Below are 24381 nucleotides of genomic sequence, written 5' to 3'. Positions count from 1 at the left end.
TTATTTACATAACTCGTCATCAAGCCAAGACTTGATGCGTTCTACATGAATAGTTAGATCGTCAACCCCATGTCGCCAGCCATAATGTCGTGACCATCGTTGCCATTGCTGTCCACAAATGGTATGTGGAGCTAAAGCATTAATCATTCGCCCATCTGCACGTGCTAAGTCTGGAAAGAAATACACCATATCCAAAGCTGCTAATGGATATCCAGAAGTAATAATAATTGCAGCTTTAACCGTGGAATGATTATAGCCAGGTGGGACAGGGAAGTTATTTAAGATGATATATGGAATACCATTATCTGTAATTGCCTCCCAATTAGGATGATTTGTATCAAGAAAAGTTGTATCGGTTTCTGGTAAACTGAAATCACGTCGAAGAGCGGATGTCGATTGGATTGCCATATTCACATCTACGATATTATTTTCACCCTCGGTATTTTCTTTGGGGATAACAATAAATCGTTCAAGTCCTGGAGTATCTAGTCTTACAATTTGCTCTGGTGCTACAGTTTCAACTTTACCCCCGTGAAGACGTTGGCGAAGTGTAGAGTCTGAAGGTAATTTACTAGCTAAACCTAAAATCTCAGCACCTGTAAGCACATCTTTTTCTGTTTCGTAAAATGCATCATCAATACGTAAACGATATTTACGAGCTTTAGGTACGGGTTTACCTGTTTTGGAGTGGTTCTCTAGATCGAGAAGGTCAACTTCAATATTCTCGGCATCAATAGCATGTCCGTGAATATTGTTTTCATTGTTACTGTTACTATTGGTCATTTGTCATGATCCTTTACTGGTGGCTCAGTTAAACAGGTGCACACCAACAGAGGGCCAAGAATCTTGCGACTTGTCCAACTATCCGTTAGAATTGGGTTTCCTACATCCAGATCTAACGTGAGGTGCGTAGGGCTTAGAGCCATATGCCTTTCCTGCGTGAAAATCTACCAAGCCGACTTTTATAAAGTCGGCTTTTTAATTCATGATACCATCATTCTTTTCTCCAAAACTTCAAGATCTGCTTGATAAAGCAGGCAGAAATCTTCTGGGTATAAGTTAAAAAATGATGGTAAGTCATTAATTATTTTGGTTTTATCTTTTTGGCAAAACTCTAACATCAATTTTGCAAAACGTTCAGGGTACTCTCTTTCTAGAGGATATGGTTCCACCTTTCTATAGCCATACATACTCATTTGACGCCAGAGAGTTGCTGATTGACGTTCGCTAATATCACCTATATTTTTTGCCTTTACTATTAAAGCTGCCATGGAAACTTTCCAAGCTAGTTTATTTGCAGCATAAGTTTTTAAGTTGGTTGTTTGTAACTGGCCTTTAATAGATTCAGTTGGTACTAAAAACTCAGCTGCGAATTCATTTGCCTCTTCTTCCATATCAATTGAGGGAGCAAATTTATGAAGAACTAAGTGACCTAATTCATGAGCTAAAGTAAATCGAATTCTATCATTTGGCTGATTTCTATTTAGAAAAATACAGGGAGGGCTATCCTGAGTCTGTAGTGATACGCCATCAATATGGTCCTCACCAAAGTCACAGTAAAATATATAAACTCCAGATTTTTCAATAATTTTTGTTAGATTTTCAATAGGATCTAATCCTAAACCCCATGCTTTACGTAATTTTCGAGCTGCTTCACTAGCAGTACTCACATTAATATGAATTTGATAATGGGGTAATTCTAATGTTTCTTCTAAATGAGAAAACAGATTTAAAGCGCTTAGATTTGATGATTTTATTGTCATTTCTGCATTAATTTGACTCAGAATTTTTGCAGTTGTGGTCGCTTTCTTTCTGTAGGCATGTAGACTAATCGGTGAAACTTTGAAATGGTCAAGCTGAGTAAAAAAATTTTCAGGAAAATTTAGAACCTTAGCAAGTTGTTGTTTCGTTTCTTCTGAAGGTTTTAAATCACCTGCTTCAATTTTAGATAATGCTGCTTGAGTAATACTATTTTCCAAATTTTGGACAAGCTCTGTTTGACTCATGCCTCTTAGGTCACGAGCAATCTTTAACATGTCTGGGTTAAATGTACTCATATATCCTCCTCGAATCAAAAAAACACTCTGACTCAATATCAAGAATAGAAGAAAAAATCATCCATGTCAAACATGCCTGTCAATTTTTCTTAAAAATATAACTAAATCTAATTTTATTTCTATATATGGTGGGTTTTATTATGATTTTTACTCAAAAATACTATATATAGATTTTTTTTGGAATATTTTATGTTTCTAAAGTTCCTTGATAGTTAAGAAACCTCCAAAAACAGCTCCCGTATCAATAAAAAAACAGTTCTGATGTAGGGGGCTCTAGCTATAGTTTGACAAAAATAGATTTCATTAACCCCTAATTGTTTTCAACATTGTATCCATATAATAACTTTTGATTGGATCCTAAAACTTGATTTGCGACACTATTTGTCGCTTAAATTTAATAAAACTTCTAGTTATGTACTTACTAGATGATAAACTTCTCAAGAAATTTTATATTCTTGCTAAGACTAATTGGTAAAATTTAGGAATATTTGGGGAATGCTTTTAGACAATAAAAACAGGGGTTATGTAGGTGCTGAGTTGAAAAAGCATTCTTTTGAGGGCTCAAAACTTGCTGTTCTTTCTAGCCTATTCACTTTATACGGCTTCTCATCCCTTAAAAAAGAATTATCTAAAGTTGATCAAACTCGCCTATATCTAACAGATTGGCAAGAACAGAGCCTACAATCACTAATCGGCACAACACATGAAGTACGATTACTGAACCAACTTGACCAGAAGCGAGTAGCTGCGGAATGCGCTAAATGGATCCGTGGAAAGATTGAAGTTAAAGCCAGCTTGACTAAGCAAGTAACACAAAACCTTATCCACCTCCAATCAAAACAGGTGAGCTTTGCGATCCATGGTAGTGCAACCATTTCTCCTATTGGTTTAGGTGATATTGGTTCAAATAGTTTGCAAATGAATATGGGGCTTACTGATACAGAAAGCTCTCGGCAGTTACTAACCTGGTTCGACAGCATCTGGGCAGATGAGATTAACTCTAAAAGCATAAAAAAAGAGCTAATTGAGAAACTGGATTATATTGCTGCAGATCAGCCAGCAAATTTTGTTTATTTCCTGACACTCTTTAATCTCTTCAAAGATTTCCTTGAGGATATAGATGAAGAGAACATTATCCGAAGTAAAACTGGATTCAAGGATACGATAGTCTGGAATAAGCTCTATAAGTTCCAGAAGGATGGCGTTCTTGGAGCGATCGACAAACTCGAGAAGCACAATGGCTGTATCATTGCAGATAGTGTTGGCTTAGGTAAAACCTTTGAGGCACTTGCTGTTATTAAGTACTATGAACTCCGTAATGATCGTGTATTAGTTCTCTGTCCGAAAAAATTAAGGGACAACTGGACCATGTACATTATCAATGACAAGCGCAATCTTCTTGCCAGTGATCGATTCAATTACGATGTGCTAAATCATACCGATCTAAGTAGAAGTAAAGGCTACTCTGGCGAGATCAATCTAGAAACTCTAAACTGGAATAATTACGACCTAATCGTAATTGATGAATCACACAATTTTAGAAATAATCCAAATAAAGCTGAAGGTAAAACGCGCTACGAACGTCTGCTAAACGACGTTATCCGTTCTGGGGTAAAGACAAAAGTTCTGATGCTCTCTGCTACACCTGTAAATAACCGAATGAATGATCTTAAGAATCAGGTCGCGTTTATTACAGAAGGCCAAGATACAGCGTTTAACGAGGTTGGCATCAAAAGCATTGAGTCCACACTAAAATTAGCCCAAAAGCAATTCAATCAATGGGTCAGTGAACCTGTAGAAAACCGTACTACCGCAACATTGCTTGATAGCATGAGTTTTGATTACTTCAAGTTGCTAGATATTGTCACCATTGCTCGCTCTCGCAAACATATCGAGAAGTACTACGGCACTGCCGACATTGGTCGCTTTCCAACAAGATTGCCACCAAAAAATATTTATTCAGACATCGACCTATCTAATGAATTTCCTCCATTAAAAGAGGTCAACAAAACCATTCGTAAACTGTCATTAGCTGGGTACTCCCCACTTAAGTTCGTCAGAATAGATAAAAAAGAAGAATATGCTCGACGCTATGACAAAGCTGTTGGTGGCGGCAAAGGCGTTTTCCGACAAGTTGACCGTGAGGAAAGCTTAATCCACTTAATGCGTGTTAACCTGCTTAAACGAATGGAAAGCTCAATTCACTCTTTTACATTAACCGTTAGTAAACTTTTAAACCAAGTCGAGAGTCTTCTTAGCAAAATTGATGATCATGATTCAGACCTTATCGATGCACTAAATATCGAAGAGCTTCAAGATATTGAATTAGAGTCTACAGAGCTTGAGCAATTCATGATTGGCAATAAAACCAAAGTTTTATTGCAGGACATGGATTTAATTCGTTTCAGACAAGAGCTCGAAGCTGACAAAATTTTCCTATCGAGCATCGTTGAAGCAGCAAAAGGTGTTACTGCTCAACGTGATGCAAAACTTGAGTTACTTAAACAAACTATTGCTGCAAAAGTTCGCAATCCACTTAACCCAGACAATAAGAAAGTAATTGTATTTACAGCCTTTGCTGATACGGCACAGTACTTGTATAGCCACATTGCTCAATGGGCATCATTAGAGCTAGGTATCCATAGTGCTTTAATCACCGGTGGTGGTACTAACAAAACCACGCTATCAGGTCTAGGTATTGATCTTAATAATATTCTGACCACCTTCTCACCAGTCTCTAAAGAGCGGCATAAGCTTGATCCGAATGCGACAACACAGCTCGATCTGTTAATTGCCACGGACTGTATCAGTGAAGGACAAAACCTTCAGGATTGCGACACTCTCATTAATTACGATATTCACTGGAATCCAGTACGAATCATTCAACGCTTTGGTCGTGTTGACCGCCTTGGCTCAAAGAATACACGAATTCAGCTCGTTAACTTCTGGCCAAACATGGAACTTGATGAATATATCAATCTCGAGGCTAAAGTTTCTGGTCGCATGATGCTGCTTGATATTTCTGCTACAGGCGAAGAAAACGTCATTGATGAAAATGCAAAAGAAATGAACGACTTGGAATATCGTAGGAAACAATTACAGCAGCTTAAAGATGCTGTAGTAGACCTAGAAGATATGACAGGTGGTGTATCCATTACGGACTTAACCCTAAATGATTTCCGTATGGATCTATCTGGGTACATCAACCAGAAGGAAAATTTAGCAAAACTAGAAAATGCCCCTTTTGGTTTCTACTCAGTTACACCGATCGACAAGGTACTTGCTGCTGAAGGCATTAAACCAGGTGTTGTTTTTTGCCTAAAAAATATCCGGACAGGCACTGAAGCCGTACAGGTGGATTCAAACTATCCTCTTGCACCATACTTTCTTGTATATGTATCTGATAATGCTGTCGTTGAGTTAAACTTTACTCAAAGCAAAAAGATTATCGATCTGCTTAAGCGACAAGCCTTTACGCATACGACTGTGGCCTCACAAGCAGTTGAGCTCATGGAGAGTCGCACCCGTCATGGACAAGATATGGAACATTATCAGCATTTACTGGCTGTAGCGGTGGATAATATTGCTGGCAAGAGCGAGGAAAAAGGAATTGAAAGTTTATTTATTAGAGGCGGTACCGTTTTAAGTGCAACCAGTAGCCAAGGTATAGAGGACTTTGCTGTTGTTTCCTACCTGATTCTTACTGACAATTCAGGTGGTGAGTCATGAATGACCAAGTATTTGAAGTCTTTTTGAATAGCCTGAGGATTCCCGCTAGCTGCATTGTTGGTAAGCCCATTTTTAAAAAGCTATTTTCAGATGCTACAGACGGTCAGAAAAGTATTCTGGATGCTACAGATAAACTCTGCCTCAAGGATGATATTGAGAAAATTCGTTGGCTTTATACACTTAAGCCGAACACAATCAATATTCCTGCCTACATTAATGATGAACGAGAATATTCTGAGATAGCAGTCCTACATTTTGAGTTATCCAATCCGAGCAAAATCAAGCGTATTACTCAATTCGTAAACCGAGCTATACCTTACCCACTTGTTCTATTATTCACTCATAATGATGCGGCTGATCTCAATCTTGCCATGAGTGTTTCGGGTAAACGTATCAATCAGGCGGACAAAACTAAATGGGTTATCGAAGAAAGCTTCATAACACCATGGATTAAATTAAATGCTCCAAGCCCTGCTGAACAGGACTTTATTCAGAGCCTAAGTGTTAGTAGTTTTTCATTTAAGTCGTTCTATGATTTTTATAATTCACTGATCGAACGTATTGTGGCTTTGAGCTGTGTTGAGTATAGCGGTGTATTTAATATTGATGGATCTCAAGATACATCCACAAGCAGATTGAAAATACTTCGTATGCTAGAAAAGCTTGGGCTTAAAAAAGCAGAGCTTGCTAATAAACTGAAAAAAGAAAAGCAAATGGGTAAGCAAGTTGAGCTAAATATTCAGGTTAAAAAGATTAATGATGAGATAACCCGTCTTAAGGCTAATCTCTAAAAAGGTATTGAAGATATGAGTAATTCACAAAGTGAGAACACCATGAAGCACGTCACTCCAGAAGAAGGTCAAAGTGCAAACATCATTGTGGAAAATATCGAGCGTTTGAAAGAGCTGCTACCCGATGCATTTACTGAGAATGGCGTTAATTTTGAAACTCTGCGCCAACTGCTAGGTGATGTTCAGGTATTGGATGAGGGTGAAGAAAAGTATGGATTAAATTGGCATGGAAAGAAAAAGGCTCGTCAGATCGCTTTAAGCCCATCAACAGGAACATTACTTCCATGCCCTGAAGAAAGCGTTAATTGGGATACTACTAAAAACTTATTTATTGAGGGTGACAATCTTGAAGTGCTCAAGCTACTACAAAAGAGTTATGCCAATCAGATTAAGTTGATATATATTGATCCCCCGTACAATAAAGAAAAAGATTTTATTTATCCGGATCGCTTCCAAGATGATCTCTCAACCTACCTCAAGTATACAGGGCAAGTTGATGATGAGGGGATCAAATTATCCTCAAATACTGAAACAGTCGGTCGAAAACATACAGCATGGCTAAACATGATGTATCCACGGCTAAGGCTTGCCAAGTCCTTATTGACTAAGGACGGTGCAATATTTATTTCCATTGATGAAAACGAGATACTTAGCTTACGAGCAATCTGCAATGAAATCTTTGGCGAAGAAAACTTTGTTGCACAAATAGTTTGGCAAAAATCTAAGAAAGGCGACTCTAAACTAGTAGCAATTGTACATGAATACATTCTTTGCTATGCAAAAGATAAAACTCAAGCGATTGAGTCTGGTCTTTGGCGCACCAGAAAAGAAGGTGTAGATGAGGTTTTAGAAAAATACCAAACTCTAAGAGAAAAATACGGTTTTGACCATTCCAAAATTCGTGATGAAATGATGGGATGGTATCGAAATCTTAAAGATTCTGATCCTAGGAAAGCGCATAAACACTATAACTGGTCAGATGAAAGAGGGTTGTATTTCCCTGATAATTTTGCAGGGCCCGATGATGGACGTGACAGTCGTCCACGGCATGACATATTTCATCCGATTACTGGACTTTCATGTAAAAAACCGTCGACAGGATGGCGTTGGGATGAAGCTAAAACAAACTGGGCATTATCACAAAACCCTCCAAGAATTCATTTTGGAGAGGATGAGACAACTATTCCTAATCGTAAAAGCTATCTAAAAGAGACGGCATTAGAACCGTTTAACTCACACTTTTACCAAGATGGTCGATCAGCAACACTACAAGTAGAAAAGCTACTCGATGAAGGCGTTTTTCAATTCCCTAAAAATACCGATGTGTTGGCAAAATTAATAAACCTTGTCACAAAAGAGAATGATCTAGTTTTAGATTTTTTTGCAGGATCAGGCTCTACTGCACATGCCTGTATGAATCTAAACCATGAGGATCAAACTAAACGTCGTTTTATCTTAGTTCAATTACCAGAAATTCTTGATGAGTCTAAAAATGAGCAAAAATCGGCACACAAGTTCTGCAAAATTAATAAGCTACCAACAAATATTGCAGAAGTATGTAAAGCACGTATAAAAGCTGCTGGAGTCAGCCTACTGGAACAACACCCACAATCTGTCATTGATATTGGATTCAAAACCTTTAAATTGTCTACATCGAATATCAAAATGTGGAGTCCTGATCACACAGATCTCGAAAGTACATTGTTATCGCATGAAGAACATCTCATTGGAAAAAGAACTGAACAAGATATCCTCTACGAGCTACTTCTCAAACGAGGTGTTGATCTGACAGCACCTATCGAAAAGCGTGAGGTTTCAGGCAAGAATCTTTATAGTATTGGTTACGGGGCACTATTCGCTTGCTTAGATGAATCTATTTCCCGCCATCAAGTTGAAGATATCGCTCAAGCACTTATCAATTGGTACAAAGAACTTGAGCCATTCAGTGAAACCCATGTGTTCTTCCGTGATAGTGCTTTCAGTGATGACGTTTCAAAAACTAATATGGTCGCCATTCTGGAACAGAATGGTATTAGCCATGTCCGTAGTTTGTAAGGGAATATAAGCATGAGCAAAAAAATTAGTGGTGCCGAATTTCCTTTAGCTAAGATATTCAGCTCTGACTTTGAGTATGTTATTCCATCGTACCAACGTCCATACGCATGGGCGATTGATCAGGCAGCAGAGTTATTTGATGATCTATTTGACTTCCACTCTTCCGAGCTTGAGGAAGGATATTTCCTCGGTAGTATCGTTCTTATCAAAGAAGAGTCATCCCCATATGCTGAAGTTATTGATGGTCAACAACGACTAACAACATTAACTATCCTTCTTTCTGTTCTGGCAGCCACTATGCAAGGTAGCCAAAGAGATACTCTTTGTAAATATATTATGGAACCAGGTAATGAGTTTGAGGGGCTTGAGCCAAAACCAAGGCTAACTCTTAGAGAGAGAGATAAGGCTTTTTTCCTAAAGTATGTTCAAGGATTAAAATTTGATGAGCTGTTTTTACTCGATGATAGGGGGCTTGAGAATGAGTCTCAGCTGAATATCAAACGGAATAGTCTGTTATTTAGAAATAAAATCCAGACAGCCCTTCTAAATGATCCGAATAGAATTAAACAGTTTGTAGCTTTCCTACTACAGAGATGTTTTCTCGTGGCAGTTTCAACTCCAAGTCAACAATCAGCTTTTCGAGTGTTTTCTGTGATGAATAGCAGGGGCTTAGATTTACAGCCCACAGATATTCTCAAAGCAGATGTGATTGGGAAGCTAAAAACGGATGCTGATCGTGAGGCTTACAATGATCGCTGGGAAGACATGGAAGTTGAACTTGGTAGAAGCGGATTTAATGATCTCTTTAACTATATCCGGATGATCTATGCGAAAGCTAAAGCGAAGCGCACATTACTAGATGAGTTCCGTGAGCATGTACTATCCAAAGTGCCTCACCCGGAAACGCTTGTCAGCGACATTTTAGAACCTTATGCAGTAGCACTAGCAGTAGTTAAGCAATGTCGCTATGAGGCTGTTACTAAAGCAGAAGAGGTTAACTCTTATTTGAAGTGGCTTAATAGGATTGATAACTCTGATTGGATTCCTGTCGCCATTTGTTTCTTATCAAGTAAGAAAGATGACCCTCTATATGTAGCATGGTTCTTTCAACGTCTAGAACGCCTTGCCGCTTTTATGCACATATGTGCATACAACATTAATGAACGAATAGAGCGTTACAACAAAGTTATTGCTGAATTGGGTAACAATCACTCGTTAGCTTCTCCCATAGCTACTATTGAACTAACAGATGTGGAAAGGCAAAAGATGACCGCTGCTTTAAACAGTGATATCTATGAAATGACTGCTAGAAGACGCAACTACTTGATATTACGGTTGGATGCATTTCTGTCAGATGGGGCTGCATCTTACGATCCTACCGTACTTACAATTGAGCATGTACTTCCACAAACTGTTGACCCATCAAGCGAATGGGCAACAACCTGGTCTGATGAGAGTCTTAGAAAGAGCTGGGTACACAAGATAGCCAATCTTGTCCCACTGACCATGCGACGCAATGCTAAGGCTCAAAATTTTGATTTTGGCAAAAAGAAAACTGCTTATTTCTCAGGCTATCATGGTGTCTCATCATATGTTTTAACCACCCAAGTTCTTCACACACCTGAATGGACCCCAACAGTATTAGAAAAACGTCAAGCAGATCTACTAAATGTTATGAAAGACGGTTGGAGACTTTGAAAAATGAAACTGCATTTTGAAGATAACTTAGATTATCAACAAGCTGCTATTGATTCAGTAGTAAGTCTATTCAAAGGACAAGAGGTATCTCGCTCAGAATTTACAGTTACTTTTCGCCCAGACTCTGGTCCCAACCTATCATTGGGAATGGATGAGAACCAATTAGGCGTTGGCAACCGATTACTGCTGGTTGATGATGAAATTGAAGAAAACCTACGCCATATCCAACTTAGAAATGGTCTAAAACCTACTGAAAAGCTTACTAGCGGTGACTTCACTGTAGAAATGGAAACCGGTACAGGTAAAACCTACGTTTATCTTCGAACCATTTTCGAGCTTAATAAAAACTATGGTTTTACCAAGTTCGTTATTGTTGTCCCGTCAGTTGCCATTAAAGAAGGTACATATAAGACGTTACAAATCACCCAGGAACATTTTGAAGGACTTTATCCAAAAGCCAAAGGTTACGAATACTTCCTGTATGACTCATCAAAATTAGGTCAAGTGCGCAACTTTGCGACCAGCTCCAATATTCAGATTATGGTTACAACTGTTGGCTCCATCAATAAAGCTGATAAAAACAACATTTATAAAGAAAATGAAAATACTGGTGGTGAAAAGCCTATCGATTTGATTCGTGCTACTAACCCAATTGTTATTGTTGATGAACCTCAAAGTGTGGATGGTGGCTTAAGCGGCGCTGGGAAAAAGGCACTAGATGCAATGAATCCACTTTGCACCCTCCGTTACTCGGCAACCCATGTTGATAAACATCACATGACCTTTCGTTTAGATGCAGTAGATGCCTATGAACGAGGTCTGGTCAAACAGATTGAAGTGGCGTCACTAGAGATAGAGAGCGGTCATAATAAACCGTACATTCGCCTAGAGTCGACTCACAACCAAAAAGGCTCTATTACTGCGAAAGTTGAACTCGATATTCAAAGTGGGAAAACGATTAAGCGGCAAATAGTGACTGTTGAGGATGGCGCCCCATTAGAACAAATCACTGGGCGTTCAATCTATGAAAACATGCAAGTTGGGACTATAACTTGCGGAAAAAATAATGAGTCTATTGAGATAAGAGGTGATGGATTCGATAAAACTTTGCTTCCAGGGGAAAGCATCGGCGGTATTGATCCAGATGAAATCAAGCGACTAATGATTCGTCGTACCATCAAAGAACATCTGGATAAAGAGCTTCTCTTTGCTGCCAATAATAACCCCATTAAAGTGCTAAGCCTTTTCTTTATCGATAGTGTTGAGCACTATCGACAATATGATGCTGAAGGCAACCCAACAAAAGGAAAATATGCCCAGATTTTTGAAGAGGAATATCGCAAATTAGCTAAGTCTTCAGATTACCAAAGCCTCTTTGGAGAGATTGATCTACAAGCGAATGCAGCCGAGGTTCATAACGGTTATTTCTCTATAGACAAAAAAGGGCGATCCGTTGAAACAGCCGAGAACAACCAGTCTGGTCGTGATGATGCAGAACGTGCATATAACCTCATCATGAAAGAAAAGGAAAAACTTCTCAGCTTTGATACCAAACTGAAATTCATCTTTTCCCACTCTGCTCTTAAAGAAGGCTGGGATAATCCTAACGTCTTTCAAATTTGCACGTTGCGAGATATGGGAACAGAACGTGAACGCCGCCAGACTATTGGCCGTGGCTTACGTTTATGTGTAGATCAGAGTGGTAACCGCCTACGTGGTCATGACATCAACACCCTGACAGTTATTGCAACTGAAAGCTATGAACAATTTGCTGATAACTTACAAAAGGAAATCGAGCAAGAAACAGGGATTCGCTTCGGCATCGTTGAATCACACCAGTTCGCGACGCTTCAAATTGCCGATGATAACGGTAATGTTTCCCCGCTTGGTGTTAAGCAATCTGAGCAAATATGGAATTTTCTAAAATCAGCTGAATACATTGACTCAAAAGGCAAAGTACAAGACTCACTGAGACAAGTATTAAAAGATAGTAGCTTCGAATTACCTCCAGCCATAAAGCAAACTCTGCTTGATTTGCATGGAGAGGAGCAAGCGAAACTCATCGAGACAAATGTCAGTAGCCTATTACGTAAACTTGCAGGCAAACTTGACATCAAGAATGCAGATGACCGTCAGATTATTCGTACCAGAGAGGCTGTTCTTCAATCTGAAGAGTTTAAAGCCCTCTGGGAGCGAATTAAATATAAAACCACTTATCGTGTTGAATTCGATAACCAAAAACTCATCCATGATTGTGCTGAAGCTATACGTCATTGCCCACCAATTACCAAAACTAGGGCTCAATTCCGGAAAGCTGATATTGCCATTGGTAAGGGTGGTGTAATAGCCGAAGAAACTTCCACTTCTGGTTTTACGACCATTCATGAACATGATATTGAGCTACCGGATATCATCACAGATCTTCAAGATAAAACGCAGCTTACTCGGAAAAGCATTGTTCAAATCTTACGAGATAGTATGCGATTAGAGGACTTTAAACGAAATCCCCAACAATTTATCGACTACTGTTCAGAAGCCATTATTAGAACTAAACGTTTAGCATTGGTTGATGGTATTCGGTACACCAAGATCGGCGACGATCACTTTTATGCTCAAGAGCTATTCCAACAAGAAGAGCTGAAAGGCTATCTCAAGAATACATTGGAAACGCAAAAGTCTGTTTACACTCATGTGGTCTATGACTCTGCTGGAATTGAGAAGTCATTTGCCGAGGATCTGGAGAAGAACGAGAAAGTTAAGGTTTATGCAAAACTGCCTGCATGGTTCAAAATTCCAACTCCTTTAGGAAGCTATAATCCTGACTGGGCTGTTGTAATTGACGATCAAGGACAGGAAAAACTCTACTTTGTCGTTGAGACTAAAAGTAGTACTTGGTGGGATGATTTACGCCATCTTGAGGGGGCTAAAATCAAATGTGGTGAAAAGCACTTTAACGAGTTAGGTAACAAGGCCACTAACCCAGCAAAATATATAAAATCTACAAACGTAGATGGAATTATGGGGTACGTGGATAGTTAATTGTCTTGAATTTTTATTGTGGGCATTAATGCCCACTGATGTGATTGAATGGGTGGCTTTAGATGATGCAATTGATAACAGATTCAATGGCGAATAGTTAGTTTACATTTTGATTTACGATATGTTGGTACAAAACAGTAAATGTCAGTAGATAATTCATAGAGAATCGGAGAGCGTTCTAAAATTATGTCTATATATCGTGAGATAAAAAATGCATTTATTCTTGGATTGTGAATTTAATGGCTGGCATGATCAAGGTACAGGTGAGTTGATTTCATTAGGCTTAGTGTCTGCCGACGGCAAATATGAGTTTTATGAAGTGGTAAACTGTCAGAATCCTAGTCCTTTTGTTGTACAACATGTTCTGCCAATTTTAGGGCAATCCGCTATCCCTATGTGGGAGTTAGTGAACAAGCTGTGTAGTTTCTTATGGGAAGTGAACTCTCAAGGAGAGGAGAGCATTACTATTGTAGCTGACTATCCTTCAGATATAGAGTTATTTAACCGTATTTTGCTCTTAGGGCAAGGGCAATGTATCAATGTGCCTGTATTAGGATTCCTACTCGATTTGTCGCTCACGACAAAGAATTCTGCGATTCCCCACAATGCATTAGCTGATGCTAGAGCTTTGAGCAAAGATTATGCATTAAAGTACGCTAATAAGATCACAAAGTGAGTGAGCTTTGAATTTAGCTCTGCCTGACTAAAGGCGGCTTTTTATAATCTTATCCTACAATTTAATTTATAGACTTATGCTTCAAAAGGCTTAGTTGAGCGGGGGCTGGGCCATTTTTTTATAAACTTATCCTACAACTGACATTAAGTACGGTTAAGGACAAAACAAAAAGCCCGCACATTGCGGGCTTTTTGCTGCGCAGATGGGCAATAAAATTGCGCTTAATCTGTGCACAATTTTTCAGATCAATCGATTGAATTAGGCGAAATGAATTGATTTGGAACACATGATGTATACAAGTTTGTATGCAGAAAAGTGGTCATTTGAAGAAAAATCTACCTAAAAGGCAATGCATTTTAAAATTAGGGTGTGTTGACACTTTTAGCTTAAAAAAATAGCGAAGTAGTAAAATCAAATCACCAAACCCAATTTTACTATTCGCTATGCCTCGTACCATGCTGACAGATCAACACTGGCAAAAGTTGAAAGTTATTCTGCGTAATTTATCCATTCACCACAACTCAAATTTACGCAATTTTATTGAAGCTATTCTCTATAGAATTAGAACAGGTTGTCCGTGGCGAGATATTCCTTCTTGTTTTGGTCATTCAAACTCTATTTTCAAACGTTTTAATCGTTGGTCAAGCAGCGGTAAGTTACTTAGATTATTCAAATTACTAGCCTCATGCCCCGATATGGAATGGATTTTTATTGATGGCTCTCATGTACGTGCTCATCAACATTCTGCCGGCATAGCGAATCAATCTATTTCTAAAAGTGTAGGAGGAAACTCCTCAAAAATACATTTGATTGTTGATGCACATGGTAATCCTATTGATTTCATGATTACCGATGGAACCACACATGATGTTAAAGTTGCGCCTGATTTAATATCAACATTAGATTTAAAAGAGACAAAAGTGGTATGCGCAGATAAAGGCTATGATTCAGAACCACTGCGTGAACAGATCAGGAAAACAGGGACTAAAGCGAATATACCAAAGAAAACGAATAGCCAATCGAACAATGACCATATGGACTGGTATTTATATAAAATCAGGCATTTAGTTGAAAATATGTTTTGTAGATTAAAGCAATTTAGAGGAATAGCTACTCGATATGACAAGCTCAAAAGAAATTATCAAAGTTCTGTTGCCTTAGCCTGTATATTTTTATGGCTACCGTTATAGGGTTAATTATGAACAGTAAGTGTCAACAGACCCTAATAAATTATTGATAAATATTGAAATAATTAAAAATTTGATAATGATTTTCACATCGTAAAACCCTGCTTGGCATAGAAATTGAATTGGCACTCATAGCGCGAATAACAATCATGCATTGCAAAATGCACCCTAAGTTTCAAGTTTGGAGAAAATCAAGATGTTCCAACAAAAATTACTCACTAAAACATTCCTTGCAACTGCAATGATGGGGACTATTGCTTTGACAGGTTGTTCAAAACCTGCGGAGAAAGCGGAAACAGCAACGTCTGAGCCAACAGCGGCAGTGAGCAGTGGTGACACCATCAAAGTCGGAATTTTGCACTCGCTCTCAGGCACCATGGCAATTTCTGAAACCTCTCTCAAAGACACGGCCTTGATGACCATCAATGAAATTAATGCCAATGGTGGGGTACTGGGTAAAAAGTTAGAGCCTGTAGTGGTCGATCCAGCATCTGATTGGCCTTTATTTGCTGAAAAAGCACGTCAACTCATTACCCAAGATAAAGTCGCAGTGATTTTTGGTTCATGGACATCGGTATCGCGTAAGTCTGTGCTACCTGTGGTAGAAGAGTTGAATGGTTTATTGTTCTATCCCGTGCAGTATGAGGGGCAGGAGCAGTCGAAAAATATTTTCTATACAGGCGCCGCACCGAACCAACAGGCGATTCCTGCGGTGGAATATTTGATGAGCGAAGAGGGCGGTAAAGCAGAGCGCTTTGTGCTACTCGGTACGGACTATGTCTACCCACGCACCACCAATAAAATTTTACGTGCGTTTTTGAAGTCCAAAGGTGTGGCCGATGCGGACATCATGGAAGAGTACACTCCCTTCGGTCATAGTAACTATCAAACCATTGTTGGTAATGTGAAAAAATTTGCTGCAGGTAAGAAAACCGCAGTCATTTCAACCATCAATGGCGATTCTAACGTACCGTTCTATCGTGAGCTGGGTAACCAAGGCATTAAAGCTTCGGATATTCCAGTCATGGCCTTCTCTGTGGGTGAAGAAGAACTCCGTGGTATTGATACCAAACCATTGGTTGGACATTTGGCTGCATGGAACTATTTCATGTCGGTGAAAAACCCGACCAATACTGAATTTGTGAATAAAATGAAGCAGTATGCGGTGCAGTATAAGCTGCCGAATGCTGAAAAAATCGTGACCAATGACCCGATGGAAGCCACCTATGTGGGCATTAATATGTGGAAACAAGCGGTTGAAAAAGCAGGCGGCACCGATGTTGATAAAGTTCGTGTTGCGATGGCTGGTCAAGAGTTCAAAGCACCATCAGGCTATACCTTAAAAATGGATGCAGAAAATCATCATCTACAAAAACCTGTGATGATTGGTGAAATTCGTGGTGATGGTCAGTTTGACGTGGTGTATAAAACACCAAAAGTGATTAAGGCGGAACCTTGGAGTCCGTACATTCCTAAATGATTTTCTTAAGCGTTGAGCCTACTGCGATTGCTGTGGGCTTTTCAGTCAGCACATCCCGATGCGGGATGTTTTAAACAAGCTTAAGGACGTCATATTATGAATCTTAAATTTTTTTGTGCTGCACTGCTGTGCGCAATGGCACAGCTTGTGAGCAGCAGTGTTTGGGCTGAAGAGGTGCAACTTTCTGCTCAGACCCAAAACGTATCAGTATCGAATGATACGATTCAACGTTTTGTCAAAGCTGAGTTTGCTGAGCGCCGTGCCATGCTTAACCAATGGCCGGGGACGATTGAAGAATTTGATCGATTGGTGGCACTGATCGACAGTGATGAGCTGTATCGGGATAGTGCAGGCACGACGTATATTTTAAAAAATAATGAAAAATTATTACGTTATCCCGATGAGCAAGTGATTGAAACTTGGCCAGGGGATTTGTCTCAGGTAACTTTGGTCAACACCTTACGAAAAGCCTTAAACTTTGGACAGGCACAGGCCAAATTAAAATCTGAAGAATCTGCCCAACGTTTAGTAGCCATTGATATTTTAGAAAATAATCTGTCTGAACTGAATGTTGCGCAGATTAATCAGCTCTATCTGCATGAACAAAATAATAAAGTTAAACAGCGCTTGGCACAGCTCAAAGCGCGCCTCGACTTTGAAAGTCCAGATGTTTTAGTCCAAATTCAGGCTGCTAAAGTCCTTACCGATTCCAATCGTCCCGAGGTGCTGGCACTGGTTGAGCAAGCTTTAACTCAATCAAACTTGAACCCCGAACTCAAAGCTGTGTTGGTAGATGCCAAAAGTCAGATTAAAACACGGATTCAGGCCAGTGAATGGGCTGGACATGTATTTTCTGGTTTTAGTACAGCCAGCATTTTACTGCTAGCAGCGCTCGGTTTAGCCATCACTTATGGCTTGCTGGGTGTGATTAATATGGCGCATGGTGAGTTGATTATGATTGGGGCCTATACCACCTATGTGGTGCAAAGCCTGTTTAAGACCTACTTGGGTAGCTATGTCGATTGGTATTTGATTGCTGCTATTCCCGCAGCCTTTTTGGTGAGCGCCTTAATTGGTATGTTGATTGAACGGACGGTGATTCGTCCACTGTATGGGCGTCAGCTTGAAACCTTGTTGGCCACTTTTGGGGTCAGTCTGATTTTGATGCAATTGGTGCGGATGATTTTTGGCGCACAAAATGTTGAAGTCTCGAATATTTCTTGGTTATCGGGCGGTATTGCGCTGAGTCCAAGTTTAATGCTGCCGTATAACCGGATTGCCATTATTGTGTTTACGGTTGCGGTGCTACTGCTGTTGGTTTACCTGCTTAATAAAACCCGCTTTGGTCTGTTTGTACGTGCCGTAACACAAAACCGTCAAATGGCACGTGCTGTCGGTATTCGCTCTAGCCGTATCGATATGTTGGCCTTTGGGCTGGGTTCTGGGCTGGCTGGTCTAGCAGGCTGTGCCTTAGCACAAGTGGGCAATGTTGGGCCTGATTTGGGTCAGAACTACATTATCGATGCTTTCTTGGTTGTTGTGGTAGGTGGTGTCGGGCAAGTTTGGGGAGCTGTGCTGGCGGCACTTGGTTTAGGGATCAGCGGTACAGTCCTTGAAATTGGGATGGGGGCTGTTCTTGCAAAAATTATTCTACTGGTTCTTGTGATTTTGTTTATTCAAAAACGTCCACAAGGTTTGTTTGCCATCAAAGGCCGTTTTGTGGAGTAAGCGCATGAAAATCACTTCTTTATTTTCCGATAAACCTTATAGTGCGCTCGCTATTGCGGTCTGCTTTGCGGTGATGTTGATCCTGCCTTGGTTACATTTGCTACCGATAGATTCAGCCTTTCATCTCTCTGCGTATTGGATCACCTTGATTGGTAAAATCATGTGCTTGGCTCTAGTGGCTTTGGCACTAGACTTGGTTTGGGGTTATGCAGGCATTTTAAGCCTAGGCCATGGCTTGTACTTTGCCCTTGGTGGCTACGCGTTTGGTATGTATCTGATGCGTCAGACAGCGGGTGACAGTCTGCCTGACTTTATGCGTTTTTTAAGCTGGACTGAACTGCCGTGGTATTGGGTGGGTAGCAATCATTTCTTATGGGCTTTGGCCTTGGTGGTGTTGGTGCCTGGTATGGTGGCCTTCATCTTTGGTTTCTTTGCCTTTCGCTCCAAAATTAAAGGCGTGTATTTCTCGATTATTACGCAGGCCATGACATTTGCTGCGGCACTGTTATTTTTCCGCAATGAAACAGGCTTTGGCGGAAACAATGGGTTTACAGGCTTTAAGACCATTTTAGGCATGGACATCACGTCTGCTCCTATGCGTGCCACCTTATGTTCCTTAACGGCTTTGGTGTTGATGTTGTGCTTTGTGGGGTTGCGTCATCTCATGAATAAACCCTACGGTCGTGTGCTGGGGGCGATTCGGGACAGTGAAAACCGCTTGCAGTACTTAGGTTACCGGACGTTGTGGTACAAGCTTTCTGCATGGGTACTGTCCGCAGTGATTGCAGGTATTGCAGGGGCCTTGTATGTGCCCCAAGCAGGCATTATTAACCCGAGTGAAATGAACCCTGTCAATTCGATTGAAATGGCGGTGTGGGTAGCTGCGGGTGGGCGTGGGACTTTGATTGGCCCAATTTTGGGTGCAGGATTAATTAATGGCGTAAAAACCTATTTCACCGTGGCTTATCCAGAAGCATGGTTATTGATCTTGGGTGCTTTATTTATTGTGGTCACTATTTTCTTACCCAAAGGTGTCATTGGTCTGTTTGACCGTTTTAAAAAGGAGCGTAGCGAATGAGTGAGCTAATACAACCTCATGGTGGCCATGCTTCAGACGGCTATGGACGTCCCAAAGAACAAGGCGCCGACTTCAGTCATGGGATTGCACTGTACTTGGAAAAAGTTAGTGTTTGGTTTGATGCTTTTCGTGCCTTAAATGATTTATCGCTATACATCCAAGAAGGGGAGCTACGCTGCATCATTGGGCCCAATGGGGCAGGTAAAACCACACTAATGGATGTGATTACGGGCAAAACCCGACCGACCGAAGGCTCCGCTTTTTTTGGGCAAAACTATGATTTGGCCAAGATGAGTACCGAGCAAATTGCGGAAGCAGGCATTGGGCGTAAATTTCAAAAACCAACGGTATTTGAAAACTTTAGCGTGATGGAAAACTTACTGCTTGCTGCACCAAAAGATAAGCGGGTGAAGAAAAGCTTTTTTAGCAAACTAGATCCAGACGCACAGCTGGCTTTGGACGAGTCCTTAGCGCAAATTCGCCTAGAAGAATGGGTACACAAACCTGCGGGGCTGTTGTCACATGGACAAAAACAATGGTTGGAAATCGGCATGTTGCTTATGCAACGTCCTAAGCTGATCCTACTCGATGAACCCGTGGCCGGTATGACCGATGCCGAAACGGAACGAACAGCTGAGCTATGTTTAGAGTTAAAGAAAAATCACACCTTGGTGGTGGTTGAACATGACATGAGCTTTATCGACACCATCGGTGAAAAAGTGACGGTACTGGCTCAAGGGGCGATCTTAGCCGAAGGTACATTGGCTGAGGTACAGGCCAATGAAGATGTGATTGAGAAGTACTTAGGACGTTAAGGAGCCGACCATGTTAGAAGTCAAAGACGTCAATCAGTTTTACGGTGGCAGTCATATTTTAAGAGATGTTTCATTTCAAGCACCTGTAGGAGAGTGCTCCGTGGTGCTGGGGCGTAATGGCGTTGGGAAAACGACTTTACTTAAATGTTTAATGGGGATTTTACCGATTAAGTCTGGACAGATTTTACTTGATGGTCAGGACATCTCAAACATGAGCCCCGAGCAACGCGTGCGTGCGGGTTTGGCTTATGTGCCGCAAGGGCGTGATATTTTTTCGACCTTAACAGTCGAAGAAAATATCTTGATTGGTATGGCCAAGTTTAAGGGGGCTAAAACTCGAAAAGTGCCTGAGCATTTGTATGAAATTTTCCCAATTTTAGATGAAATGAAGCACCGCCGCGGTGGGGATTTATCAGGGGGGCAGCAGCAGCAACTGGCCATTGCGCGTGCTTTAGCATCAGAGCCTCGGGTGTTAATTTTGGATGAGCCTACAGAAGGTATTCAACCTTCTATTATCAAAGACATTGGCCGAGTGATTCGTAAACTGGCGGATGGCGGCGACATGGCGGTGGTTTTGGTCGAACAGTTTTATGATTTTGCCGAGGAGCTGGCCGATGCATATACCGTCATGGCCCGTGGACAAGTGATTGCGCAAGGCGCAGGCTGTGAAATGCCTACAAAAGGTATTCGAGAATTGGTAGCGATTTAAGCTTTTTTATTCTCCCCCCTCTTCCCAAGGGAGAGGGGGCAGCCTCCCTTTTAAAAGGGAGGTTTGGAGGGATTTATTATTTTTAAATTTCAGTATTTTCATCCCATAGAAAATAAATACCATACTGACCAGTTCGGAACTCACCACCAATAGCTTTTCCTGAATCGGTAAGAAAATGTTTTCCATTTTCTGTAAGGTTTAAATAGCCTTTATTGACTAATTTTTCTAATAAGTCTGGGGTTTTAATTCCAACTTTTGCTGCGAGTTTTGCAGTTGTTAATTTGGTAAAAATTATTTCTTCTTCGCTTTCTTTTATTTCTAAAACTGGAGAAGCTTCAGCTTTTACTTCATCTAGAGTAATACGTACTTCATCACTAATACGGATAATTCGTTGAGCTTCCTCATAAGCATCTTTGAAGACTTCATTATCTTCATATTTACGGACTAAGATTCCCATTTCATTGTTATTGACTTGGCTGAACTCATAAAGGTTTAGACTTGAAATAATACATTCACTTTCATTGATATAGCATTTTGCATGTAAGTTTTTGCAAAAGCTAACGCGAACATAATCCAATTTTTGCATCCATTTAATTTCGTCTGGGTGTAAATCACTTTTTCCATAGACAATACGAATGTCAATTTTGAGACGATCTTTATCTTCTAGCAATTCCTTAATTCGGTCATTTAAACGGAGATAAGGACTAATTAAAATGAGACGCTCTTTGGCATTTTTGATGAGTTCTTCAAGAAAAAAATTAGTACCACTCGTATTTAAAAATTTTGCCATTGAACCCTCTGATTATTTTGAATAATTAAATGAGATATTAGCGCATAAATACTTGGTTAGGGATGATCTAGACGTGTAATTTGAATTTTTTTATCAAGCTGAAAAATATCACAATTACGTCCTGCATAGTCCCACCAAAAACGCCAAAGCACTTGGGAAATCCATGATTTCATCGCCAATATGCATATTTACTCAGGCTGGTCCGTTGGAGTATGTGTTTTTCTAGTTCTTGAGTTTGAAGAACTGTCGGGGATTTGGGTCTTTTATGAAAAATTACTCATACAAATTGTTTGAGCAGTATGCTTTTAGACGCGTTAAGCTAAGGGAAAGCAACAACAATAAGAGCAGCCATATGGACACATTATTATTAAGTATTCCGCCCAATGCTTTGGAAACGTTGATTTTAGAATCTATTTCTGTCGACGATGTGCTGAATTCGGAGCACATCGAGTCACATCTGCTTTTAGGTAAAAACTGGAAAATCTTACAGACCTTATTGCAAGGCAGTTTTAAGTCTGGCACTTCTTTACTGGCTTTGAGTGTGCAAGCCGAGCATCACTTGGCAGAGCGCCAAAAACAGCTTACAGAGGTACGTTATAACACCGCGGTGCGTGTGGTTGAAGTCCAAGAGGCTTTAGAAAAACTGGATATCGAAGACTTTAAAAAGCATATGCAAACCAATTGTTTGAAACGCTTAGAACAGGAACATGGCATCCAGACCGAATCGATTGAATTGCAATTTGCCGAGTTGAGTTTAGTCTTTGCTCAGCTCAGAAACTTTTATGAACATGCGGCCAAGCATACGTATGCCGTGATCAGCGTCACCAGTGACAATTTAGTCCCGACCTCACTGATTTAGCAGTAGTTGCATCAACACCAGATCACGCCATTGCCCAAACTTCTGACCAACTTGGGGCATATAGCCAGTTTGTACAAAGCCAAACTTTTCATGCAAAGCAATTGAAGCCAGATTGGCGTGGTCAATCCCTGCAACCATGACATGCATGTGCTGCATTTTTGCTTGTTCAATCAAATACGCTAAAAGCTGTTGACCTAAGCCCTGACGGGCATAGTTGGGTGAAATATAAATCGAGTGCTCAACGGTATAACGATAGCCTGAAAAATTACGGAAGGTGGCATAGTCTGCAAAGCCAGCAATGGCCTGCGTTTCTTGGTCTTCCACCACGCAAAATGGAAATTTGTTTTGTTGAAAGTGTAGTAGTTGTTTTTGGAAATGTGCTAAATCATAGGCATGTTCATTCCAAGTGGCCATGCCATGTAAGACTTCTGCATTATAAATATTTTGGATCTCGGGCAGATCGTGTTCAGTAGCCGGACGAATGAGAAAAGACATGAAGGCAAGGTTGTATGCGTTGGGAGGGTTATCATGCTGCTTTTACATAAAAAAAAGCAAGACAGAAGTCTTGCTTTTGGATATTCACAAAAGTGAATTAGAAGTGGTATTTAATTAACGCACTTACGTCATTTTGGTCAACGCCTTTATAGCCGTATTTGTTATTCCAAACTGAGTGCTCGATACCTACGTAAAGGCGTGTATCTGGAGAAATGTGTTTACCTACATTCCATTTATACTGACTAGTCCAGTTTAACTCGCTTGCATGATTTGCATTTTCACCTGTTGACCAGTCAAGGAAGGCATCAACTAAAAAGTCTTCAGAACCAAGTTTGAACGGTACTGCATAGGTGATGGTCATTTGATAATCATCATCAGTCAGGTCGTTATCTGCTTTGTAGAAGTTGATGTTTGCATATTGTGTATATGGCACGTTTAAGGCAAAACCAATACCATAGAGGTAGTTGTTGAAACCTTCACCGCCTTCCCATGTCGTTGCAACTAGCACATCTTTAACTGGGCCAAGCTCAAGTTTAGTTCCTGTCATCGCACCTAAGCTGAAACGTGGTGCAACTTCAAAGTAAGTTACATTGCCATCAGCATCGTTGTTGGTACGGTCAGCAAAAGCGAAGAAATCGCCATATTTGAAACCCGCTGCGTATTCTGCAGTAATGGTTGTTTGCTCAAGCTTTTCGTCTTCAGTTTCGAACGGTGATTTGTAGTTTTCACCATATAAACCAGTGAAGCTAAAGTCTTGCCAAATCGGCGCAGCTTGAGAAATTGCCGCAGCAGAAGATAATGCTACGAAAGCAGCAATTTGAGTCAGTTTCATGAATATTTCCCCAAAAAATCGGATACAGAATACCGATTATTAAGCAAAAATAAAGCCAAATTTGACGAATGTCATGGAAAATAAACTTGAAAATGAGCCATTTTTTATACTTTTTTTACCAAATGGTTTAATGTTACCTTTCAGGCATGACACTTAATTTGATATGGAGCTTCTTGGAAAAAATGTTAGGTGATTGAATAATAAATTTAGCAATATCGACATGATACAGCTCGGGAAAATCCTAGAATGGAACAGGGTTTGCACTTATTTGGGGATGTTTGCAAAGAATGAATGATCGATGTTTGCAGTCATTCCTGCCGTAATTGAAGTTGTCATAATCATTAGATTTTTTTGTTTATTCTA

At 40.2% G+C, this 24381-nt stretch carries 18 protein-coding genes and 1 pseudogene; 13 read left to right on the top strand and 6 right to left on the bottom strand.

All coding sequences use genetic code 11. The annotated features are described in order from the left end of the window. Together HUK62_RS00375 and HUK62_RS00370 are read right to left on the bottom strand one after the other, a co-directional pair. On the bottom strand, nt 1–783 hold the full coding sequence (locus HUK62_RS00375; protein ID WP_176536786.1) for a multiubiquitin domain-containing protein: 783 nt from the start codon (nt 781–783) through the stop codon (nt 1–3). A gap of 200 nt (nt 784–983) precedes the next feature. Beyond that, on the bottom strand, nt 984–2057 hold the full coding sequence (locus HUK62_RS00370; RefSeq protein ID WP_034699304.1) for an XRE family transcriptional regulator: 1074 nt from the start codon (nt 2055–2057) through the stop codon (nt 984–986). Nucleotides 2058–2552: 495 nt separating this feature from the next. On the opposite strand from HUK62_RS00370, the gene HUK62_RS00365 reads away from it, so the two are divergent. From HUK62_RS00365 to urtE, 12 genes are all read left to right on the top strand, one after another. Next, nucleotides 2553–5786, top strand: coding sequence for a helicase-related protein (locus HUK62_RS00365; RefSeq protein WP_176536785.1), 3234 nt, complete (start codon nt 2553–2555; stop codon nt 5784–5786). Beyond that, nucleotides 5783–6577 carry a DUF4391 domain-containing protein gene (locus HUK62_RS00360; protein WP_176536784.1) on the top strand — a complete coding sequence of 265 codons (795 nt, stop codon included), beginning with the start codon at nt 5783–5785 and terminating at the stop codon, nt 6575–6577. Before HUK62_RS00365 ends, HUK62_RS00360 begins: the two co-directional genes overlap by 4 nt. A 15-nt stretch (nt 6578–6592) precedes the next feature. Continuing rightward, nucleotides 6593–8632 carry a site-specific DNA-methyltransferase gene (locus HUK62_RS00355; RefSeq protein WP_228723720.1) on the top strand — a complete coding sequence of 680 codons (2040 nt, stop codon included), beginning with the start codon at nt 6593–6595 and terminating at the stop codon, nt 8630–8632. Nucleotides 8633–8644: 12 nt separating this feature from the next. Further along, complete coding sequence (locus HUK62_RS00350) at nt 8645–10330, top strand: DUF262 domain-containing protein (RefSeq protein ID WP_176536783.1); 1686 nt, start codon at nt 8645–8647, stop codon at nt 10328–10330. A 3-nt stretch (nt 10331–10333) separates the two neighbouring features. Then, nucleotides 10334–13369: a DEAD/DEAH box helicase family protein gene (locus tag HUK62_RS00345; RefSeq protein ID WP_176536782.1), complete on the top strand. Its 3036-nt coding sequence runs from the start codon at nt 10334–10336 to the stop codon at nt 13367–13369. Nucleotides 13370–13580: 211 nt separating this feature from the next. Continuing rightward, complete coding sequence (locus tag HUK62_RS00340) at nt 13581–14045, top strand: 3'-5' exoribonuclease (protein WP_034699324.1); 465 nt, start codon at nt 13581–13583, stop codon at nt 14043–14045. Nucleotides 14046–14488: 443 nt separating this feature from the next. Continuing rightward, nucleotides 14489–15235: an IS5-like element ISAba31 family transposase gene (locus HUK62_RS00335; protein ID WP_005262957.1), complete on the top strand. Its 747-nt coding sequence runs from the start codon at nt 14489–14491 to the stop codon at nt 15233–15235. Between the two features lie 193 nt (nt 15236–15428). Continuing rightward, nucleotides 15429–16712, top strand: a complete 1284-nt coding sequence (gene urtA, locus HUK62_RS00330; RefSeq protein WP_176536781.1) for an urea ABC transporter substrate-binding protein — start codon at nt 15429–15431, stop codon at nt 16710–16712. A gap of 96 nt (nt 16713–16808) precedes the next feature. Next, nucleotides 16809–18440 carry an urea ABC transporter permease subunit UrtB gene (gene urtB, locus HUK62_RS00325; protein WP_176536780.1) on the top strand — a complete coding sequence of 544 codons (1632 nt, stop codon included), beginning with the start codon at nt 16809–16811 and terminating at the stop codon, nt 18438–18440. A 4-nt stretch (nt 18441–18444) separates the two neighbouring features. Next, nucleotides 18445–19518, top strand: a complete 1074-nt coding sequence (gene urtC, locus HUK62_RS00320; RefSeq protein ID WP_176536779.1) for an urea ABC transporter permease subunit UrtC — start codon at nt 18445–18447, stop codon at nt 19516–19518. After that, the gene (gene urtD, locus HUK62_RS00315) at nt 19515–20333 is read left to right on the top strand and encodes an urea ABC transporter ATP-binding protein UrtD (RefSeq protein ID WP_176536778.1); all 819 of its coding nucleotides are present in this window, start codon (nt 19515–19517) and stop codon (nt 20331–20333) included. Before urtC ends, urtD begins: the two co-directional genes overlap by 4 nt. 10 nt (nt 20334–20343) lie before the next feature. After that, nucleotides 20344–21042 (top strand): urea ABC transporter ATP-binding subunit UrtE, encoded by a 699-nt coding sequence (gene urtE / locus HUK62_RS00310; protein ID WP_176536777.1) that lies wholly within the window; start codon nt 20344–20346, stop codon nt 21040–21042. 82 nt (nt 21043–21124) lie between these two features. Here urtE and HUK62_RS00305 read toward each other — a convergent pair whose 3' ends face one another. Then, nucleotides 21125–21832, bottom strand: a complete 708-nt coding sequence (locus HUK62_RS00305; RefSeq protein ID WP_114837816.1) for a phospholipase D family protein — start codon at nt 21830–21832, stop codon at nt 21125–21127. A 352-nt stretch (nt 21833–22184) separates the two neighbouring features. Here HUK62_RS00305 and HUK62_RS00300 point away from each other — a divergent pair, with 352 nt between their 5' ends. Continuing rightward, nucleotides 22185–22691 (top strand): DUF1877 family protein, encoded by a 507-nt coding sequence (locus tag HUK62_RS00300; protein ID WP_148825309.1) that lies wholly within the window; start codon nt 22185–22187, stop codon nt 22689–22691. Here HUK62_RS00300 and HUK62_RS00295 read toward each other — a convergent pair. The 3 genes and pseudogenes from HUK62_RS00295 to HUK62_RS18925 form a co-directional block, all read right to left on the bottom strand. Beyond that, the gene (locus HUK62_RS00295) at nt 22680–23186 is read right to left on the bottom strand and encodes a GNAT family N-acetyltransferase (protein ID WP_176536776.1); all 507 of its coding nucleotides are present in this window, start codon (nt 23184–23186) and stop codon (nt 22680–22682) included. The genes HUK62_RS00300 and HUK62_RS00295 overlap by 12 nt on opposite strands. A 97-nt stretch (nt 23187–23283) precedes the next feature. Further along, nucleotides 23284–24018, bottom strand: a complete 735-nt coding sequence (locus HUK62_RS00290) for an outer membrane protein OmpK (protein WP_176536775.1) — start codon at nt 24016–24018, stop codon at nt 23284–23286. 153 nt (nt 24019–24171) lie between these two features. Then, nucleotides 24172–24378: pseudogene (locus tag HUK62_RS18925) on the bottom strand (purine permease); the annotation flags it as partial. Between the last annotated feature and the right edge of the window lie 3 nt (nt 24379–24381).

Source organism: Acinetobacter sp. NEB 394, assembly GCF_013374795.1.
GTDB classification, from domain to species: domain Bacteria; phylum Pseudomonadota; class Gammaproteobacteria; order Pseudomonadales; family Moraxellaceae; genus Acinetobacter; species Acinetobacter johnsonii.
Note: the sequence above shows the minus strand (reverse complement) of the source record. Positions and strands in the feature narration are given on the sequence as shown.

What these genes read in the sequence shown, in the direction of transcription:
- HUK62_RS00375 (WP_176536786.1), bottom strand. Translation starts at nt 783, where the DNA reads ATGACCAATAGTAACAGTAACAATGAAAACAATATTCACGGACATGCT.
- HUK62_RS00370 (WP_034699304.1), bottom strand. Translation starts at nt 2,057, where the DNA reads ATGAGTACATTTAACCCAGACATGTTAAAGATTGCTCGTGACCTAAGA.
- HUK62_RS00365 (WP_176536785.1), top strand. Translation starts at nt 2,553, where the DNA reads ATGCTTTTAGACAATAAAAACAGGGGTTATGTAGGTGCTGAGTTGAAA.
- HUK62_RS00360 (WP_176536784.1), top strand. Translation starts at nt 5,783, where the DNA reads ATGAATGACCAAGTATTTGAAGTCTTTTTGAATAGCCTGAGGATTCCC.
- HUK62_RS00355 (WP_228723720.1), top strand. Translation starts at nt 6,593, where the DNA reads ATGAGTAATTCACAAAGTGAGAACACCATGAAGCACGTCACTCCAGAA.
- HUK62_RS00350 (WP_176536783.1), top strand. Translation starts at nt 8,645, where the DNA reads ATGAGCAAAAAAATTAGTGGTGCCGAATTTCCTTTAGCTAAGATATTC.
- HUK62_RS00345 (WP_176536782.1), top strand. Translation starts at nt 10,334, where the DNA reads ATGAAACTGCATTTTGAAGATAACTTAGATTATCAACAAGCTGCTATT.
- HUK62_RS00340 (WP_034699324.1), top strand. Translation starts at nt 13,581, where the DNA reads ATGCATTTATTCTTGGATTGTGAATTTAATGGCTGGCATGATCAAGGT.
- HUK62_RS00335 (WP_005262957.1), top strand. Translation starts at nt 14,489, where the DNA reads ATGCCTCGTACCATGCTGACAGATCAACACTGGCAAAAGTTGAAAGTT.
- urtA (WP_176536781.1), top strand. Translation starts at nt 15,429, where the DNA reads ATGTTCCAACAAAAATTACTCACTAAAACATTCCTTGCAACTGCAATG.
- urtB (WP_176536780.1), top strand. Translation starts at nt 16,809, where the DNA reads ATGAATCTTAAATTTTTTTGTGCTGCACTGCTGTGCGCAATGGCACAG.
- urtC (WP_176536779.1), top strand. Translation starts at nt 18,445, where the DNA reads ATGAAAATCACTTCTTTATTTTCCGATAAACCTTATAGTGCGCTCGCT.
- urtD (WP_176536778.1), top strand. Translation starts at nt 19,515, where the DNA reads ATGAGTGAGCTAATACAACCTCATGGTGGCCATGCTTCAGACGGCTAT.
- urtE (WP_176536777.1), top strand. Translation starts at nt 20,344, where the DNA reads ATGTTAGAAGTCAAAGACGTCAATCAGTTTTACGGTGGCAGTCATATT.
- HUK62_RS00305 (WP_114837816.1), bottom strand. Translation starts at nt 21,832, where the DNA reads ATGGCAAAATTTTTAAATACGAGTGGTACTAATTTTTTTCTTGAAGAA.
- HUK62_RS00300 (WP_148825309.1), top strand. Translation starts at nt 22,185, where the DNA reads ATGGACACATTATTATTAAGTATTCCGCCCAATGCTTTGGAAACGTTG.
- HUK62_RS00295 (WP_176536776.1), bottom strand. Translation starts at nt 23,186, where the DNA reads ATGTCTTTTCTCATTCGTCCGGCTACTGAACACGATCTGCCCGAGATC.
- HUK62_RS00290 (WP_176536775.1), bottom strand. Translation starts at nt 24,018, where the DNA reads ATGAAACTGACTCAAATTGCTGCTTTCGTAGCATTATCTTCTGCTGCG.